This window comes from Pseudomonas sp. HMWF006, assembly GCF_003061205.1.
GTDB classification, from domain to species: domain Bacteria; phylum Pseudomonadota; class Gammaproteobacteria; order Pseudomonadales; family Pseudomonadaceae; genus Aquipseudomonas; species Aquipseudomonas monsensis.
This window is the reverse complement of the sequence record NZ_QAIU01000066.1, coordinates 1-18,098: the sequence shown is the minus strand read 5'-3', so window position 1 is coordinate 18,098 and position 18,098 is coordinate 1. Positions and strand designations below refer to the sequence as shown.

Below are 18,098 nucleotides of genomic sequence, written 5' to 3'. Positions count from 1 at the left end.
CCATTTGCTGGCGGGTTTTTTATGGGTTGAAGCAAAAGAACTTCAAGCAAGAATGCCGAGGATTCTCGGAGCGGGAGCAACAGCTGAGTCGATGGCGGCGAGGATTCTTCCCGTAGTGGTTTGAACCAGCACCCCACCCATCAGGTTAGAAGGCTCATGCACATGCAAGCCTTGATCTCCGAAGTCCGGATCAAGCTGGCCATTGGTCTGGACCCGTAACCAGTAGGCACGTGCGGCGAACCCGGCGTAACCGGCAGCAATGATTTTTCCATCCGCCTGCAAGGCAACTGCATTGCATATGAGGACATAGCCCGGAACATCCATGGGCACATCAGTCAACAGTCTGATCCCGTTATTGAACGTCGGATCAAATTCACCATCGGCTGTCAGCCTGGAGACACATACCCGATACCCGCTGGGCTTGACAACTTCATGTCCCACCACAATGAGCTTGTCTTCAAGAAAAATGACACGCCCCATCACGTTGTCGCCATCGGCTTCCCAGTAGCCGTTCCTGCCAAAGGTAACGTCGAGTGCACCATTTGACAAAAACCGGGCGACTGATTGTTTTCGATCATATGAACCCACCCGCACCCGCTCGGTGGTTCCGCCCACAACAATCTTCCCGTCGCGGGTCACGACCACGCTTTTAACTTCAGTGTTCTGCCCGTTCATGAGCACCTCGACAAAGCCGCGCCCACCGCCAAATTCCAGATCGGCCTCGCCATTGGCCTGAAGTCGATAAAGTCGGCTGCCCCTGAGCACCAATTGGTCTTGTCCATCGACCAAGGTATACGACGCCGCAACCAGGATTTTCCCGTCGGCCTGTAAACATCCGTACGAAGGGAACTCGGTGAACAGATTGTTTTGTGCCGGCAACGGCAGAATCTTGTTACCGAAGACCAGATCCGGGGTTCCATTGCTGTTGAATCGGGTAATGGCAACTTTGGGTCGTTGATCAGAGCGATCGTCGCGAAGCGCTCCGATCACCACATATTTTCCATCCGCCTGTTGGAGTAACTGAACGGGGACCGATAGCTTGCCGGGCGCAAACTCCCACCGGGTGACCCCGTCGCTGCCAAACTGCAGATCCTGGCTGCCGTTGGCGAAAATCCGGTAAAACCACATTTCGTTACCGACCCACAGACCATGGACAATAGAGCCCTGGTTATCCTCCACCATGCACCGGAGGGTGCCTGAAGCAATGGGAACGTTTACAACACCGTCCACGCCGAATGTTGGATCGAGATCGCCGGCATTGTTGACAGAAGAAGCGCCATCCTGACTGTTCATGTGGTTCATCCTTTGAGAAAGACGCTGCCTGTAATGCTTTGCGCGAATGGCGTATCTGAAAGTCTTGAGGCAGCAGTTCGAAACGCGCGAGCTACTGTCACACGCCGCCCTACCGCGAAACACCTGTCAGAAATGACAGTTCCATAGTCTTTACGAGCCAAATCAGTGTCTCGGCAGCCCTGGCTTTTTTGTGCGCTCCCGCTCCCACAGGGAGGATTGGGGGGTTATTCCAGGCACTGGGCGAACAGCTTTTGAATCGGTTGATTGCGCTGGCTATAGCGCTGCAGCAGGACCATCTCGCGGTAGAACGTCAGCTCACCCAACTCGATTACCCTGACCTTGAGCGGATGCTCCAGCCACAGTCCGGCCCTGGGCAACAACGAAACGCCCAGCCCCGACTCGACCATTTTCACGATCGCCTCCAGCTCATCCAGCTCCAGCGCTACGTTGACCTCTATGCGCTGCTCCCGCAGAAACCGCGTCACCAATCGCCCTCCGAAAGAATTGCGGTCGTAGCGCACATGCGGCCGTTCGGCGAGCAACCGCAGCGGATCGTCGCCCTCGACCTGCGGCGGCACGATCAACACAAACGGCTCACGCCGGATCACCTGCGCCGACAACTCCTTGGGCAACTCGAACGGTGGCTTGATCATGATCGCCAAATCAACTTCGCCGGCATCGACCTGACTCAACAGATTCAACGACACGCCCGGCACCAGTTTTGGCTCCAGCCCCGGTGCCTGCTGGCGCAAACGCAACAAGGCTTGCGGCAACAGGCCGGTTTGCGCGGTGGCCACTGCACCGATTTTCAGCTCGCCGCGAAACTCGCTGACCGCGTCGTCCACCGCCATGCGGCTGAAGATCGCGAGCATTTCCTGCGCCATCGGCAACGCCCGCTGCCCCGCCGGATTGAGCGTCGCCTGCCGACCGGTGCGATCGAACAGGCGAATGCCCAAGGCGTTTTCGAGGTTGCGGATCTGCGCACTGACCGCCGACTGCGTCAGGCCAATATGCAAACCCGCGGCCGCAAACGTGCCGTGGCGTGCCACCGCGAGAAAGGTTTTGAGTTCGCGCAGCATGCACACCTCGATTGATCGAAATAATTTGAGCTCGACACAAAAACTATCGTCTTTCAATCACATTTCACAGCACTAAACTCAGTCAACCGAACCTGATCGAGAATTCCACTATGCAGCTCAGCCCTTTTCATCTGGCCATTCCGGTGTATGACCTTGACGCCGCACGGCACTTTTACCGCGAGGTGTTTGGTCTGGAAGAAGGTCGCTCCAGTGAGCACTGGGTCGATTTCAACTTCTTTGGTCATCAACTGGTGATTCACCTGGCGCCGAAAAACGCCTCGCAGGAAGCCGCGCACACCAACGCCGTCGACGGGCATGACGTGCCGGTGCCGCATTTTGGCGTGGTGTTGGGGATGCAGGAATGGGAGGCGCTGGCCGAGCGCTTGCAGTCGCTGGAAACGAAATTTGTGATTGAACCGGGAATTCGCTTTCAGGGACTGGTGGGGGAACAGGCGACGATGTTTTTGTTTGACCCGTGCGGCAATGCGCTGGAGTTCAAGGCGTTCAAGAATATTGGGCAGTTGTTTGCCAAATAGATTTGTATTGTTCGGGCTGACGCATTCGCTAGCAGACTAGCGCCCACCGGGATCTGCGGTGAACCGGGATTTTCTGAACACCGAGGGTACCTGTGGGAGTGAGCTTGCTCACGAAGAGGCCAGCACATTCAACAGAGATGTGCCTGACCGGACGCCTTCGCGAGCAAGCTCGCTCCCACATGGATCTACGGTGAACCGGGATTTTCTGAACACCGAAGGTACCTGTGGGAGTGAGCTTGCTCACGAAGAGGCCAGCACATTCAACAGAGATGTGCCTGACCGGACGCCTTCGCGAGCAGGCTAGCGCCCACCGGATCTACGGTGAACCGGGGTTTTCTGAACACCGAGGGTACCTGTGGGAGTGAGCTTGCTCACGAAGAGGCCAGCACATTCAACAGAGATGTGCCTGACCGGACGCCTTCGCGAGCAAGCTCGCTCCCACATGGATTTGTGGTGCACCGGGATTTTCTGAACACCGAAGGTACCTGTGGGAGTGAGCTTGCTCACGAAGAGGCCAGCACATTCAACAGGGATGTGCCTGACCGGACGCCTTCGCGAGCAAGCTCGCTCCCACAGGGATCTGCAGTGAACCGGGATTTTGTGAACACCCGAGAAACCTGTGGGAGCTGGCTTGCCAGCGATGAGGCCCGAATCAACAACGCTTCAAGGCCTGCTTGTGCACATACATCGCACTATCAGCATCCGCCAGCAGCCGATCCACGGTCTCATGGCGCTCAGCGTCGTATTCGATCTGCCCGACACTGAAGCGAATCGCATAGCCCCGGTGCAACGTGGCATTACGCTCTTCGAGAATATCCTTGAGCCGCGCCATGATCGCCGTGGTTTCGATATGGCTGGAGCCGGTCAGCAACGCGACAAACTCATCCCCGCCCAAACGCCCGACCACATCACTCTCGCGAAAGGCGATGCGCAGCACGTCGGCAAAGGTCTTCAGCGCACTGTCACCCTCGGCATGCCCATACAGATCGTTGATCTGTTTGAAGTCATTAAGGTCGAAAAACAGCAAGGTCGCCGGGCGCTTTATCCGCGCGCAGGCGTCCAGCGCATGCTGCGCCAGTTGCTTGAAACCACGGCGATTGGACAGCAACGTCAATTCATCCATGCTCGCGACCTGCACAGCGGCCAGCTCTTGCTCGGCCATTTCCGCCAGATCCCGCAACAACGCGCGCTCTTCCTCGTCGAGGTCGCGGGGCTTGGTGTCAATCAGGCACAGCGTGCCCATTTTATTGCCGTTGGGCACGGTCAAAGGGTAACCGGCGTAGAAGCGAATGTGCGGCGCGCCCGTCACCAGCGGGTTGTCATGGAAGCGCACATCTTCGCGGGCGTCCGGCACCAACAACAGGCCGTCGTTAAGAATCGCATGGCCGCAGAATGAAACATCCCTCGGCGTCTCGCTGACATCCAGCCCCACGCACGATTTGAACCACTGCCGATTGGTGTCGACCAGCGTAACCAGTGCAATCGGCACATTGAACAAGCGTTTTGCCAACCGTGTCAGTCGATCGAAACGCTCTTCAGGGGCGGAATCGAGCAGTTCAAGTCCGTGCAGTGCTTGAACGCGCGCCGTTTCATTCGCAGGTTTTCCTGGAACCAGCATCAGCACACTCCATTGGCAACAATGCTTTTAAGCGTAGCGCTAATTCGCCGAGGGGTTCACTTCATCAGATCCCCGCCACCGGACACGGTCCGCCCGCCTCGGCCCACAGCTTGAATTGCGTGACAAATATATCGTGCGGCACTGGCACCGGCGCGCGCCCTGCTCCGGGGTTCCAGCCCCAAAGCACCAGTTTGTCTTCGCTGACATGCTTGATCAGCGCAGCAAAGTCGCGATCGCCATTGCTCGAACGGTCCTTGATCATCGCGCAGAGCTTGTCCGGCGGCAGGCCGATCCAGGCCATTTTGTGCGCCGCCGGCGGCAGGCTCCAGTGCGGTGCCCCCGGTGGCGCATGCGGGCCGTAACTGGCCGGCGGATTGTTTTCCGCGTGACAGGTTGCACAGGGCAAACCAGCCGCACCCTTGCCGTCCATGCCGCGCACCACGTTCATCGCATGGGGAATGCCGGCGTCGAATTGCAATGGCGAATCGCCGGGGATGTGGCAGTTCTGGCAACGCGGGCTCTGAAAGACTTTCTGCACGGTGCCGAACGCCTTCAGTGCTTCCTGATCGTCGGCGAACAGCTCAGAGGCATAACCACCCAGCCCCAACAGGATCACCGAACCCAACAACAGATGTCGTTTCATCTCACACCCCCGACAGTTGCAGCGGCAACTCGCGCAGGCGTTGCCCGGTCAGGGCGAACACTGCGTTGGCCACGGCGGGTGCGGTCGGCGGCACACCGGCCTCGCCGATGCCGCCGGGTTTGTCGCTGCTGGGCACGATGTGTACCTCGACCACCGGCATCTCGTTGAGCCGCAGCACCTGATAATCGTGATAGTTGGACTGCACGACCGCGCCGTCCTTGAGCGTCAGTTTGCTGTGCAGCGCCATGCCCAGGCCGAAGGTGATGCACGACTCCATCTGCGCGGCAATGCTCTGCGGATTGACCGCAATCCCACAGTCCACCGCACACACCACGCGGTGCACGCGAATCGCCAGATTGTCCTGGGACACCTCCGCGACCTGCGCCACGTAACTGCCGAATGACTCATGCACCGCGACACCCAACGCGTGACCGTCCGGCAACGGCGCTTTCCAGTTGGCCTTCTCCACCGCCAGGTTCAACACGCCAAGATGCCGAGGGTGTTCCTTGAGCAATGTGCGCCGGTACTCGACCGGATCCTTGCCCGCCGCCGTGGCCATTTCATCGATCAGCGATTCCATGACAAACGCGGTATGGCTATGCCCCACCGATCGTAGCCAGAGCACGTTGATGCCAGTCTGCGGCGAATGCAGATCGACCTGATGATCGGCCAGCCCCTTGATATAGGGACTGTCGGCCACGCCTTCGACCGAAGTCGCGTCGATGCCATTCTTGACCATCGTCGCTTCCAGCAGGGTGCCGGCCATAATCGACTGCCCGACCAGCACATGCTGCCAGCTCGACGGCAGGCCATCGGCGCCGAGGCCGATCCGTGCCTGATGCAGGAACATCGAACGGTAGTAACCACCGCGAATATCATCCTCCCGCGACCACACGGTTTTCACCGGCATGGCGGCGGCTTTCGCCACTTGCACCGCTTCGGCGACGAAGTCTGACGTTGGGTTGGCCCGGCGCCCGAAACCACCGCCCAGGAATTCGGTGTGAATCTCCACCTGCTCGGGCTTCAGTCCGGTGATCTTGCCGGCGACCATTTGATCGAGCGTCTGAAACTGCGTTCCAGTCCAGATCTCGCACTTCTCGGCGCTGATCTTCACCGTACAGTTCAACGGTTCCATCGGCGCGTGAGCCAGATACGGCACGCTGTACTCAACGTCGATCTTCTTCGCCGCCTTGCCGAAACGGCCCTTGGCGTCTCCGGCCTGAGTCGCCGAAGTCCCCGGCGTGGCGGCCAGTTTGCGGAAACTCTCCAGCAGGGTTGCGCTGCTCAGGTCGGTGTGCGGCCCCAGGTTCCAGTCGACCTTCAACGCGTCCCGCCCGAGTTTCGCCGCCCAGTAATGCTCGGCAATCACTGCCACGCCGGTTGGCACCTGCACCACTTTGTGCACGCCCGGCACGGCCAGCGCTTCAGCGCCTTCGAAGGATTTGACCGTCGCACCGAATACTGGCGCACGGGCAACCATCGCCGTCATCAAGCCTTTGAACTGCACGTCCATGCCGAATTTGGCGCGGCCGGTGATTTTCTCCGGGGTGTCGAGGCGTTTGGTCGGTTTGCCGATGACCTTCCAGTCCTTGGCGTCCTTGAAGGTGATCGACTTCGGATCCGGCACCGGCAGTTGCCCGGCCGCGTCAGCCAGTTCGCCGTACGTCGCGCGTTTATCGCCAGCGATGACCACACCCGATTCGGTGCGAATCGTTGAAGGCGCGACGTCGAAACGCTTGGCCGCCGCCTCGACCAACATCTGCCGCGCCGTGGCGCCGGCCAGACGATAGCGGTCGAACTCCATCCACGTCGATGTCGAGCCACCGGTAATCTGCATGCCGCCAAACGCCGGCATGCCGTAATCCGCCGCCGAGGCCGGTGAATGTTCGACGCGGATTGTCGACCAGTCGGCGTCCAGCTCTTCGGCAATCAACATGGTCAGGCCGGTCCAGATGCCCTGGCCCATTTCCGAATGGCCGAGCAACACGGTGACGCTGTTGTCTGCGGCAATGCGCAAGAACGCATTGGGCGCGAAGACCTTGCCTTCATTCTCTGCCGCGAAGGCAAACTTATGGGCGCCGGGCACGACAAACGCTACCACCAGGCCACCGCCCAACATGGCGCTGCCCTTGAGAAAACCCCGACGCGATACAGGACTGTTCATCGTCTCTCTCCCAATCAGCCAATCTCGGACGCACGTTTCACGGCCGCTCGGATTCGCGGATAGGTGCCGCAGCGGCAGATATTGCCGGAGAGCGCCTGATCGATATCGCTGTCGGTGGGTTTGGGGATCTTCGCCAACAGAGCCGCCGCAGACATGATCTGCCCCGACTGGCAGTAACCGCACTGCACCACGTCGAGTTCGGCCCAGGCTTGTTGCACCGGGTGCGAACCGTCGGTGGACAGCCCTTCGATGGTGAGAATTTTCTGGCCGTGGGCCACGGCGGTGGCGGGCGTGATGCAGGCGCGCAACGGCGCCCCATCGACGTGCACGGTGCACGCGCCGCACTGGGCCATGCCACAGCCGAATTTGGTACCGGTCAGGTGCGCGACATCGCGCAGGACCCAGAGCAACGGCATGTCCGCCGGGACATCGAGCTCCTGATCCTTGCCATTGATATTCAGGGTCAGCATCGGGGGATTTCCTCAGACTCACGGTTTTCTGAAGGGGCGTCGCTGTGGCAGCAGATGCCTACGCACGCCTCGGCTTTTCCCTTTCAGCAAAGCCTAAATTGCGCTTCAAGCCAGATGTTGCGACCACCGGTCATGCAACGGTCGACTTTGATCCTACAGTTGATAACGGCTCGCACTGAGCCTGCGCAGCAGAAATCCATCATGAGCAAAACCGGTCCGCGCTTGCCGCGCGGGTTATCCATCACATTGGTCTGGAGTCGCGAACATGGGATTTGTCACCAGCAAAGACGGCGTCGAAATCTTCTACAAGGACTGGGGCCCGAAAGACGCGCCGGTGATCCACTTCCATCACGGCTGGCCGCTCAGTTCTGATGACTGGGATGCGCAGATGCTGTTCTTCCTGGGCAAAGGCTTCCGGGTGGTTGCCCATGATCGCCGTGGGCACGGGCGTTCCAGTCAGGTCTGGGACGGGCACGACATGGATCATTACGCCGACGATACGCTGGCCGTGGTCAATCATCTGGGCCTGAAGAACGTCGTGCATGTCGGTCATTCGACCGGTGGCGGTGAGGTGATTCATTACATCGCCCGGCATGGTCAGGCCAACGTTGCCAAAGGCGTGCTGATCAGCGCAGTGCCGCCGCTGATGGTGCAAACCGAGAGCAATCCGGGTGGTTTGCCGAAATCAGTGTTCGATGACTTTCAGGCGCAACTGGCGGCGAACCGGGCGCAGTTCTATCGGGATATACCGACCGGGCCGTTTTATGGCTACAACCGGCCGGGCGCCACGCCTTCGGAGGGGATTATTGCCAACTGGTGGCGTCAGGGCATGCTCGGCGGCGCCAAGGCGCATTACGACGGGATCGTGGCGTTTTCGCAGACCGATTTCACCGAGGACTTGAAGAAGGTCACCGTACCGGTGCTGGTGATGCATGGCGAGGATGATCAGATTGTGCCGTATGCGGCCTCGGGACCGTTGTCGGCGAAGTTGCTGCCCAATGGCACGTTGAAATCGTATCCGGGGTTCCCGCACGGGATGCCGACGACGGAGGCCGAAACGATTAACGCGGATCTGCTGGCGTTTATTCGCGGTGAAAATCTGTAAGTTTATGTACTGCACCCTGTGGGAGCGAGCTTGCTCGCGAAAGCGTCATTACTTTCAATATTGATGTCGACAGACACGACGCCTTCGCGAGCAAGCTCGCTCCCACAGGGACTATGTGACATGCCAAAAATCCTCACTCCATTCCAAGTCCCACAAGTTTTCTGCCCCCTCTACTCCTCTGTACGCTCCGTGCTCTCGCGATCACGCTCGTAGTGGTGAGCCAGTGGCAGCGCCGGTAGCCACGACTCGCGGCGGATGGTCCAGAGTTCGTAGGTAGGTTTGAACTGATTAGGCTCATCGAGCGATCCGACGTTGACCTCTACTTCATCTTCGGAACGCGTGAACACCGGAGAACCGCAGCGCGGGCAGAAAAAGCGCCCGTTGTAGTCGCGGGTTTCGCCGGTGACCGTCAACGCATCCTCGGGGAATATGGCCGAGGTGCCGAACAGCGCGCCGTGGCGCTTGCGGCAGTCGAGGCAGTGGCAGATGCCGACGCGGTAGGACTGGCCTGTCACTTCGAAACGGACATCGCCGCACAGGCATCCGCCGGTCAATCGATTCATGTCACACCTCCTCTTCAGAATTTGAAATTACCGACAGCCCTCACCCTAACCCTCTCCCGGAGGGAGAGGGAACTGACCGAGTTGTTTGCTCGGAATACGCCGACCTGAAATATCGAGTTGAACTCGGGCTCTGGATTACATGGAGATCCGCTCCCTTCCCCCTCGGCCCCTTTGGCGGAGAGGGAACTGACCGCGCTGAATGTGCAAGTTGCACCGACTTGAAATACCGCGTCGAACTCAGATTTGAAGAGCACAAAGATCGGCTCCCTTCCCCCTCGCCCCCTTGGGGGAGAGGGCTGGGGTGAGGGGGAAAAATCTCACAGACTCACGCAAAACCGAAAGCCGCCACCAACCGACATTGCTCATGTGTAAACGTCATCCGGTTATCGCGTTTAAAGCACACAAACCGTTACGCCCTCCCCCCTACAACACCTTGCGCCGTTACCTACGCGTACGCCAGAATCCGCCGGCTTACACGGCTATGGGCCGGGCTATATCGTTTGCCTGTCACTGCAAAACAGTGATCGGGTTTGGTAGCCCGTCTCTAAGCGTCATGGCTACACCTTGTTCGGTCCCTTTTGGGAACTCGAATTATATGGTGGCCATGCGTGGGGCTCCTTCGGGAGCGCCGGGTTTTCCCGCTTAGACCGGTCTACCAACCTGCGCATGGCCACCACCCTCGTTTGGTAGCGAGTGCGATGGCTCCTTAAATTGCTAAGTGGGAGTTTCATCCATGTTCAAAATCACCCCCAATCCTCCAGACACCGATCCAATCCCTCACGACCCCGCGCTTGACCCGCAAAAGGTCAAAGAAGCCACCGACCGCGCCCTCGACTACTACCTCCGGCCCGAAGCACTGGGGGCCCCACCAAGCTCACCCAAGTTTCGCCCGGTCTATCTGGTCGACCCCACGCTGGATGAAGAAACCCTACTGGTCGAAGCCTGTGAGTCGCTTTCCTACGCCCACTCCATGGCCGGTAACCTCGCCAACTCGATAGGCGGCCCGGAGCGTAAACCGCTGCTGGCGCTGCAACAGGTGATCATGCTGAACGAGCTGTTGGTCAATCGCCTGCTGGACAAGCTGCGCATCCCGCAGTAGCCAACACACGGAATGAGTGAGGGGTCCTCTCCCCCTCACTTTCACTCTGCCCCTCGGTCGTTTGATGAGCAGAACTCATCAAGCCATCCCGATTTACCCGTCTAGCCCCCACTAGTCAGCTCTCTTGCTGTTCTCCCACCTGACGGGAGATCAAAATGCACAAGCGCACACTACAGCGTCCATACTCATTTTTTTCCCAGTTGGGACACCGCCATGCCCTCCCCCGAATCCAGCCTTTTGCAGAGCTGGCACGACAACGCTGATGCCTGGATCGAAGTGATCCGCAGCGGCGCCATCGAAAGCCGCCAGCAGGTTACCGATCAAGCGATTCTGCTGGCGATCATAGGCCGGCAGCCGCAGCGTGTGCTCGACCTCGGCTGTGGTGAAGGCTGGCTGTTGCGGGCGCTGGCGGATCGCGGGATTGATGCGGTGGGTGTGGATGGCGATGCGCGGCTTATTGAAGCGGCGCGTCTGGCGGGGGCGGCGCAGGTGCATGTTGCCAGTTATGAAGCGCTGGTCGATGGCAAGATCAACATCGGTCGCGACTATGACCTGATCTGCGCCAATTTTTCATTGCTGCATCAGGACATTATTCCGCTGCTTGCGGCGATGAATACGCTGCTTGTTCCCGGCGGGGTTTTGGTCATTCAGACACTGCATCCGTGGGCTGTGGCGGCTGGGGATTATCAGGATGACTGGCGCGAAGAATCCTTCGCCGGGTTCAAGGGCCAGTGGCAGCCGATGCCCTGGTATTTCCGCACGTTGTCGAGCTGGTTGAATGCACTTGATATGGCCGGGTTCCAACTCGTCAGCCTGCAAGAGCCACAACACCCGCAAAGTCAGCTGCCGCAGTCGTTGCTGATGGTTGCCGAGCGCCGCTGAAATTTCAGAAACACCCCCACACTGTGGGAGCGAGCTTGCTCGCGAAAGCGGTGTGTCAGGCAACGCAGATTCCGACTGTGCCGACGCCTTCGCGAGCAAGCTCGCTCCCACAGGGATCTATGCGGTTTGCCGGATCATCTGCGGACCACGGACGCGGTACTGCGCCAGCAGGCGCATGACGTAGCCGATCTTGATCAGGGTCGGGCCGAGGATGGTCAGCGAATGCATCGCCACCAGCAGTGCAATCGGCATGTGGCCTTTGTAGAGATACGCGCCGTAGATGCCGGCCAGCAACATGAGCAGACCAGCGACGAGGATTTTGCTCGACAGGTGCAGAACGTCCAGCGGGCTTTCGAAGAACGTGAGCATGGTGGCGTACTCCTGAGCGGTTCGTTTAGGTAAGTTGAGTACATCAAGTCTCGTGCCAGATTTTTAACTCAATAGAATCAGCTAGCTGCACGATAACGAGTCAATTTGACACAAGCCGGACATAGTCAATTCGACCCGAAACCTTGTCATTACGACTACAGAAAGACACGATAAGAAAGTCCGGTCTGCAGCTCGATGTCTCCGTCGTCGGGATTTCCAATGCTCGGCAATTGTCGATCTACGGCACCGCCAATCGACCAAGGACTGACTACGCTGTTAATCCTGCGTGTCTAACCTGCCGAGGATGACTGCCATGCAACGCTTTCAGAAACTCACGCCCTGCCTGTGGTTCGACGATCAGGCCGAAGCCGCCGCGAAGTTTTACTGCTCGATCTTCGATCATTCGAAAATCACCGGTCTGACCCACTACAGCAAGGTCGGCCAGGAATTTCACGGCAAGCCGGAAGGTGCGGTGATGACCGTCAGTTTCGAGCTCGATGGCCAGACCTTCACCGGGCTCAACGGTGGGCCGATGTTCAAATTCAGCGAGGCGATTTCGTTTCAGGTCAACTGCCAGAATCAGGAAGAAATCGACCATTTCTGGGGCAACCTGTCCGAAGGTGGCCCCGTCGAAGCCCAGCAATGCGGCTGGCTCAAGGACAAGTTCGGCGTGTCGTGGCAGATCGTGCCGGTGGCCTTTATGCACATGATGCTGGACCCGGACACCGCCAAATCGCAGCGCGCGATGCAGGCCATGTTCCAGATGAAAAAACTCGACATTGCCGAACTCGAACGGGCCTTTGCCGGCCAGAGCTAATACACTGGCGCCCTGGCCTGCCGGGAATAACAACGATGAAACACGCTGCCGCCAAACACCCTGAAAAAGCCCCGCGTTTCTGGCGCGACGCGGCGCTGCCATTCATTGAAGCGCGGGCCATCGCCGATGGCCGCGAGGTCTGTTATGCGCGGCATTCTCACGCGCACTTTTCCATCGGCGCGATCACCGCCGGGCGCAGCACATATGTGCACGAGCAGGCGCAGTTCGACGTAGCGGCGGGCACGGTGGTGTTGATGAATCCGGGCGATGTGCATGCGTGCAATCCGATCGAAGATCAGCCGTGGTCGTACGTGATGCTGTACGTCGAAACGCCGTGGCTGACGGATTTGCAGCATCAGTTGGGGTTTGCCAGTGATCTTGAGTTTCGGCGTTTTTCCACCACTCACCTCGACGATGCTGCACTGTTCAATGAGCTGAATGGACTTTATGAAACGTTGATCGACCCGCACCAGGATGTGCTGCGCAAACAGAGCGCAGCCGTAGAGTTTTTCAGTGATCTGCAACTGCGTTTGAACCCCGCCGGCCCCTCTCTGCGCGAGCCAAATTTCAAACTGGAACGTGCTGCGGATTTCATCCGCGAACACTGCACCGAGGTGCTCAACCTCGACGACATCTGTGCGGCAGCACAACTGTCCCCGTCATACCTGATCCGCGCCTTTAAACAGCATTACGGCATGACGCCCCACGCCTTTGTGGTCAACCAGCGCATCCAGTTCGCCCGCGAGCGCCTGCGCAGCGGGCAGTTGATTGCCGATGTGGCGCTGGAAGCGGGGTTTGCCGATCAGGCGCATTTTCAGCGCGCGTTCAAGCAGCATCTGGCGGCAACGCCCGGCCAATATCGCGGCTGACGCTGCCTCTGAAACTCAACACGTCCCCTGTGGGAGCGAGCCTGCTCGCGCCTACAAGGTCTACGGTAGCAATAGGTAGATTGCGCTCAGTGCCAACAGCCCCGCCATTACCCGATTGAACCCGCGCATCCCCGCCGCGTTGCTCAGATACCCACGCAAAAACGTCCCGGCATACGCCCAGCAGCCCACCGATAGATAACAGATCACCAGATACACCGCCGCAAACTGCCACACCAGCCGCGCCTCGCCATCGGCGACAAACGCGCCCATGCCCGCGACACACGCCAGCCAGGCTTTCGGGTTGAGCCATTGCATCACCGCGCCATAGAGCAGCGATGGCGCTCGCCCGGAATCCTTGGCGTTCAACTGTCCATCATCCACGGCCAGTTTCCACGCCATGAACAGCAGAAACGCCACGCCGGCCAGTTGCACCACGCGGGTCAGGAATGGCCAGAGTTTCAGCACCTCGTGCAAACCCAGGCCCATCAACACCAGCAACAGCACAAACCCCAGCGTCGCTCCGGCAACATGCCGCTGACTGGCACGAAAACCGAACTGCGCCCCGGAACTCAACGCCACAATATTCACCGGCCCCGGCGTGATGGACGCCGCCAAGGCAAACGCCGCCATCGAAACAATCAGACTCATCGCACACCTGCTTCAAATCGAGGAACAAGGTGCACACCCTAGCCAGCGCCCGTTCCCCGGTATTGAAGAAAATGCCCCTGGCCACACATATCCCTTGTGGGAGCGAGCTTGCTCGCGAAAGCGGAGGGTTATTCGACACTGCATTGCCAGGACGACCCCATTCGCGAGCAAGCTCGCGCCCACATAAAAGCTGTGTTCAGTCCAGGCGCGGCACGGTAAAGCGGAACTCGCTGCCCTGCCCCGGTTCGCTTTCGGCGACGATTTGTCCGCCGTGGGCTTCGACGATGCCCTGGGTGATGTACAAGCCCAGGCCGGTACCGGTCGGGTTGCCTTCCTTCATCGTCCAGTAGCGGTCGAACACGTGCGGCAGATGTTCCTTGGGAATGCCCTCGCCGCTGTCTCGCACGGTAAAGACGATCTGATTGCCAACGGAGGTGGCGTGTACGCCCACCGTGCCCAGGCGCGGGGTGAACTTGATCGCGTTGCCCACCAGATTGGACAGCACCTGAAACAGGCGCTCCGGGTCGGCGTGGATGCGCAGGTCCGGGTCCGCCGCAAAGGAAATGCTGATGTCCTTGTCCAGCGCCAACGGCGCAAGCAACGCCTGCGCTTCCTCGAACATCTGCCCGACGTCGAGTTTCTGCGGGGTGATGGAGTAGCGCCCAGCGTCGATTTTTGAGGTATCGAGCAAGTCTTCCAGCAACGTGTTCATGCGTCCGGCAGCCTGCTGCATGGTGTCGATGGCCGTGGAGATCCGCCGTGAAGTATGCGGACCATCCGAGCTGAACGCCTTCTGCATCATGCCGCAGAGCATCGAGATCACCGTCATCGGATTGCGCAGGTCGTGGGACACCACCGCAACCAGGTCGTCGCGAGCGCGCACCGCTTCCTGCTCTCGGCGCACTTGCCGGGCCAGATCGTTTTCCAGCGCCGAGCGGCGCAGATCGTTGGCGGCGAACACATCGCCGTGGCTCCACTTGGTGGAGATCCCGGCCATCTCGACTTTCCAGATCTCGAACGAAGTGCGCGGGCGCAGACGCAGCCCGGCGTCGGAGTTTTCCAGATCCAGCGGCTTGCGCGGGTCACCGCTCCAGTTGATGTTTTCCTTGACCTCGGGGCGGAACCACAGCACGCCGTTGTCCACCGGTTTCGGCAGGCTCATGGCGAGCACGCCACTGGCCACCTGCTGATACTGCGCCGCCGGCGGATAAACGCTGGCCAGGTGATGACTGGCAAACACTGGCTCACCGGTCGCCTGCAACCATTTGTGCAAGGCGCGGATGTCGTCCGGTTCCGGGCAGTTGCCGTAGCGGTGCAACTGTTTGTCTTCGATGATCGCAATACCGCCGGCGTTGGTCAGCGCCATCAATGCCTGCGGCTGATTGGCCAGACCGTCGAAGACATTCTGCGGCGAATCGATCATCGCCTGATTGAGCAGCGCCAACGCCTCGAGTTTTTCGTCACGCTGGCGGCTGATCTCCAGCGCTTCCATGGCGCTGATCTGCAGCGACAGCACCTGGCCAATGGTCTGGCACGCCGCACGCAACTCGTGAGGCACGTGCAGCGGCTCGCGATTGCCGCAACTGATCAGGCCCCAGAGCCGGTCGCCCTTGAGCAGGGAAATGCTCATCGACGACAGCACGCCCATGTTCTTCATGTACTGGCAGTGAATCGGCGACACGCTGCGCAGGGTGGCGAAACTCAGGTCCAGCGGCGTGCCGGTGTCCGGGCGCAGCTTCGGCACCAACGGCACCGGTTGGTAATCGGCGTTGGGGATGATCCGCAGCCAGTTGGTGCGGTACAACTCACGCGCCTGCTCGGGAATGTCCGAAGCCGGGAAGAACAGGCCGTTGAACACCTCCATCGACGGATCGGAGGCTTCGGCGATGACCTGGCCGTGCCCTTCCTCTTCGAAACGGTAGATCAGCACCCGGTCGTAACCGGTCATCGCCTGGATTTCCGTGACGCTGATGTCATACAGCGCCTGCAACGTGGTGGCCGCTTGCAGGCGCTGAAGCATGCGCCCCAGATGGGTCTGTTTGCCGGCGACGTTACGGGGCTGGAAGTTTTCGACGTGGATTTCCAGTTCCAGAATCAGCACCCCTTGGTGACGGTGCAGCAAACCTTCGAACGCGGTGCCATTGACGCTGAAGCGCAGCGGCGGTCCGTCGGACAGTGCCGGGTGCAGCAGGGCCTCGCGCACTTGCGTCGCTTCGGCGGCGCCGATCAGGCTTTCGAGTGGCTGGCCGATCAGGCTCTGCGGCGCACGAGCCAGCATGGATTCAACGTTGGCGCTGACCTGAATGATCTCCAGCGCCGGCTCGCTGAGGGTCAGCAGCACGCCGTGGGGCTGGATCGCGCCGGGGAATCGAATCGGCTCGTCGGCGCAGTTGGCCAGCAATTCTTCAAACGTTTCTTTGTCTTGCGGGGTCATGCCAGTACCTCCCGGCGCTCGAGCCAGCGCTCGAAACAGCTGAATGTGGTTTGTGCCGCCGTGACGACAGCTGCGCGCTCCTCGGCGCACATCGGGCGATTGCCCAGGTATTCGATGAAATCCCGCCAGCGGCGACCGGTGGCGGCGCCGTAGATATCGAGAAAGGCCGCACCGTTGGAGGCATCCAGGCCAAGTCGCGTAGCGATTTCCCGGCGCAGGATCTGCCCGCCGAGCGTCGCACCTTCGAGCACATAGAGCACGCCGAGGCCGGCGGCGCTGGAGTCGATCACCGGCAATTGAGCGCACATCGGCAGTTGTTCGAGCGCTTCGGCGGTGCACCCCAGCGCTTGCAGATCGGTGCGCAGCGTCGGGGTCTTGCGCCGTGGGCCGAGATCGAAATCGGCGGGGACGCAACCGTTGATCTGCAACAGGCTTTCCAGTGGCTCATAAAAGCCGTAATACGCCGCCATCAGGCGCTTGAACGCAGGTATATCGAGGCTATCGGAAAAAAACGGCAGACGCTTTTCCAGTGCGATGTGCAGCTCGGCAGTGCCGGCCCGCAGATCTTGCAGCACCGGTGGCACATAAACTTCACGGGCCTTTGCTTGCATGTAAATCGCTCTTGGTGGGGCCACCTGGGGCCGTGCGGGGTGTGTGCTGCTGGGGACGAAAGCTTACACGGCAATCGCCCTTTCTGACCGGACAGGCAGTTTTTCTGCGAAAACCATCACGCTCCGACCTTTCAGAGTTCAGACGATTCACAAAAGTTCGACAAGATTCACTGAGCGTCGGGCGCTGTACCGTGACTCTCGCGCCTGACTGTATGGGGTAGCGCGCTTGCAGCCTGTGATAAAAAACCGCAATCGCTTCTGGAGCCCGCGCCCATGGACCTCGCCACGCTGTCACTGTTTCTGCCCGCCTGTTTCGCCCTGAACATGGCACCCGGCCCGAACAATCTGCTGTCGGTCAGCAATGCCACCCATTACGGCTTTCGCCGTGCCTGCACGGCCGGGATCGGGCGGATTCTGGCGTTCGCCGGCATGATTGCGCTGGCCGGCGCCGGGTTGTCGGTGGTGTTGCAGACGTCGCAATGGCTGTTCCAGGCGATCAAGATCATTGGCGCGGCGTATCTGCTGTACCTGGCCTGGCAATTGTGGCGGGCCAACCCCGACGCCGGGCAACAGGTGACCGGTGCAGCAGCGGGCTTCTTCGCGTTGGCGCGGCAGGAGTTTCTGGTGGCAGCGGGCAATCCCAAGGCCATTCTGCTGTTCACGGCCTTTCTGCCGCAGTTCGTCGACCCGACCCGCCCGGTGCCGGCGCAATTTGCGGTGCTCGGCGTGCTGTTTCTGTTACTGGAATGGATTGCCATCAGCGCCTACGCGTACATGGGCCTGCACATGCGCCGCTGGTTCGCCGAGCCGCGCGGCAAACGTATCTTCAATCGTTGCTGCGCGGGGTTGTTGTCGGCTGCGGCCTCGGCGCTGTTGATGGCGAAACGGGCTTAAGCCA

At 59.8% G+C, this 18,098-nt stretch carries 18 protein-coding genes; 7 read left to right on the top strand and 11 right to left on the bottom strand.

All coding sequences use genetic code 11. From position 1 onward, the window contains the following. Nucleotides 1-42 precede the first annotated feature (42 nt). Together DBR24_RS02560 and DBR24_RS02555 are read right to left on the bottom strand one after the other, a co-directional pair. A complete protein-coding gene (locus DBR24_RS02560; protein WP_158277016.1) occupies nucleotides 43-1,293 on the bottom strand; it encodes a hypothetical protein in 1,251 nt (416 codons plus the stop codon). A gap of 224 nt (nucleotides 1,294-1,517) precedes the next feature. Next, nucleotides 1,518-2,372 carry a LysR family transcriptional regulator gene (locus DBR24_RS02555; protein WP_128613809.1) on the bottom strand — a complete coding sequence of 285 codons (855 nt, stop codon included), beginning with the start codon at nucleotides 2,370-2,372 and terminating at the stop codon, nucleotides 1,518-1,520. A gap of 110 nt (nucleotides 2,373-2,482) precedes the next feature. On the opposite strand from DBR24_RS02555, the gene DBR24_RS02550 reads away from it, so the two are divergent. After that, complete coding sequence (locus tag DBR24_RS02550; RefSeq protein WP_128613808.1) at nucleotides 2,483-2,908, top strand: VOC family protein; 426 nt, start codon at nucleotides 2,483-2,485, stop codon at nucleotides 2,906-2,908. Between the two features lie 652 nt (nucleotides 2,909-3,560). On the opposite strand, the gene DBR24_RS02545 is transcribed toward DBR24_RS02550, so the two are convergent. From DBR24_RS02545 to DBR24_RS02525, 4 genes are all read right to left on the bottom strand, one after another. Then, the gene (locus tag DBR24_RS02545) at nucleotides 3,561-4,526 is read right to left on the bottom strand and encodes a diguanylate cyclase (protein WP_123462778.1); all 966 of its coding nucleotides are present in this window, start codon (nucleotides 4,524-4,526) and stop codon (nucleotides 3,561-3,563) included. Between the two features lie 64 nt (nucleotides 4,527-4,590). Beyond that, entirely contained in the window at nucleotides 4,591-5,169 is a 579-nt protein-coding gene (locus DBR24_RS02535; protein ID WP_128613807.1) for a hypothetical protein, read from the bottom strand. 1 nt (nucleotide 5,170) lies between these two features. Next, a complete protein-coding gene (locus tag DBR24_RS02530; RefSeq protein ID WP_128613806.1) occupies nucleotides 5,171-7,333 on the bottom strand; it encodes a xanthine dehydrogenase family protein molybdopterin-binding subunit in 2,163 nt (720 codons plus the stop codon). A 14-nt stretch (nucleotides 7,334-7,347) separates the two neighbouring features. Next, nucleotides 7,348-7,803 (bottom strand): (2Fe-2S)-binding protein, encoded by a 456-nt coding sequence (locus DBR24_RS02525; protein ID WP_003224136.1) that lies wholly within the window; start codon nucleotides 7,801-7,803, stop codon nucleotides 7,348-7,350. 265 nt (nucleotides 7,804-8,068) lie between these two features. On the opposite strand from DBR24_RS02525, the gene DBR24_RS02520 reads away from it, so the two are divergent. Continuing rightward, nucleotides 8,069-8,908 carry an alpha/beta fold hydrolase gene (locus tag DBR24_RS02520; protein WP_128613805.1) on the top strand — a complete coding sequence of 280 codons (840 nt, stop codon included), beginning with the start codon at nucleotides 8,069-8,071 and terminating at the stop codon, nucleotides 8,906-8,908. Nucleotides 8,909-9,078: 170 nt separating this feature from the next. On the opposite strand, the gene DBR24_RS02515 is transcribed toward DBR24_RS02520, so the two are convergent. Continuing rightward, complete coding sequence (locus tag DBR24_RS02515) at nucleotides 9,079-9,471, bottom strand: GFA family protein (protein ID WP_128613804.1); 393 nt, start codon at nucleotides 9,469-9,471, stop codon at nucleotides 9,079-9,081. A 733-nt stretch (nucleotides 9,472-10,204) separates the two neighbouring features. On the opposite strand from DBR24_RS02515, the gene DBR24_RS02510 reads away from it, so the two are divergent. Together DBR24_RS02510 and DBR24_RS02505 are read left to right on the top strand one after the other, a co-directional pair. Then, nucleotides 10,205-10,570: a DUF6124 family protein gene (locus DBR24_RS02510; RefSeq protein WP_128613803.1), complete on the top strand. Its 366-nt coding sequence runs from the start codon at nucleotides 10,205-10,207 to the stop codon at nucleotides 10,568-10,570. Nucleotides 10,571-10,783: 213 nt separating this feature from the next. Then, nucleotides 10,784-11,452, top strand: coding sequence for a bifunctional 2-polyprenyl-6-hydroxyphenol methylase/3-demethylubiquinol 3-O-methyltransferase UbiG (locus tag DBR24_RS02505; protein WP_128613802.1), 669 nt, complete (start codon nucleotides 10,784-10,786; stop codon nucleotides 11,450-11,452). 117 nt (nucleotides 11,453-11,569) lie between these two features. Here the strand turns inward: DBR24_RS02505 and DBR24_RS02500 are convergent, their stop codons facing one another. Next, nucleotides 11,570-11,821 (bottom strand): transmembrane sensor/regulator PpyR, encoded by a 252-nt coding sequence (locus DBR24_RS02500; protein WP_128613801.1) that lies wholly within the window; start codon nucleotides 11,819-11,821, stop codon nucleotides 11,570-11,572. Nucleotides 11,822-12,134: 313 nt separating this feature from the next. Here DBR24_RS02500 and DBR24_RS02495 point away from each other — a divergent pair, with 313 nt between their 5' ends. Both DBR24_RS02495 and DBR24_RS02490 read left to right on the top strand, forming a co-directional pair. Beyond that, nucleotides 12,135-12,638 (top strand): VOC family protein, encoded by a 504-nt coding sequence (locus tag DBR24_RS02495; protein WP_128613800.1) that lies wholly within the window; start codon nucleotides 12,135-12,137, stop codon nucleotides 12,636-12,638. 35 nt (nucleotides 12,639-12,673) lie between these two features. After that, the gene (locus DBR24_RS02490) at nucleotides 12,674-13,507 is read left to right on the top strand and encodes an AraC family transcriptional regulator (RefSeq protein ID WP_128613799.1); all 834 of its coding nucleotides are present in this window, start codon (nucleotides 12,674-12,676) and stop codon (nucleotides 13,505-13,507) included. A 60-nt stretch (nucleotides 13,508-13,567) separates the two neighbouring features. Here DBR24_RS02490 and DBR24_RS02485 read toward each other — a convergent pair whose 3' ends face one another. The 3 genes from DBR24_RS02485 to DBR24_RS02475 all read right to left on the bottom strand — a co-directional run bounded on the left by DBR24_RS02485 (nucleotide 13,568) and on the right by DBR24_RS02475 (nucleotide 17,200). Beyond that, complete coding sequence (locus DBR24_RS02485; RefSeq protein ID WP_128613798.1) at nucleotides 13,568-14,155, bottom strand: LysE family translocator; 588 nt, start codon at nucleotides 14,153-14,155, stop codon at nucleotides 13,568-13,570. A gap of 196 nt (nucleotides 14,156-14,351) precedes the next feature. Beyond that, nucleotides 14,352-16,589 (bottom strand): ATP-binding protein, encoded by a 2,238-nt coding sequence (locus tag DBR24_RS02480; RefSeq protein WP_128613797.1) that lies wholly within the window; start codon nucleotides 16,587-16,589, stop codon nucleotides 14,352-14,354. Further along, entirely contained in the window at nucleotides 16,586-17,200 is a 615-nt protein-coding gene (locus DBR24_RS02475) for a biliverdin-producing heme oxygenase (RefSeq protein ID WP_128613796.1), read from the bottom strand. The genes DBR24_RS02480 and DBR24_RS02475 overlap by 4 nt, the downstream gene beginning before the upstream one ends. A gap of 273 nt (nucleotides 17,201-17,473) precedes the next feature. Here DBR24_RS02475 and DBR24_RS02470 point away from each other — a divergent pair, with 273 nt between their 5' ends. Continuing rightward, complete coding sequence (locus DBR24_RS02470) at nucleotides 17,474-18,094, top strand: LysE family translocator (protein ID WP_128613795.1); 621 nt, start codon at nucleotides 17,474-17,476, stop codon at nucleotides 18,092-18,094. Nucleotides 18,095-18,098: the final 4 nt, after the last annotated feature.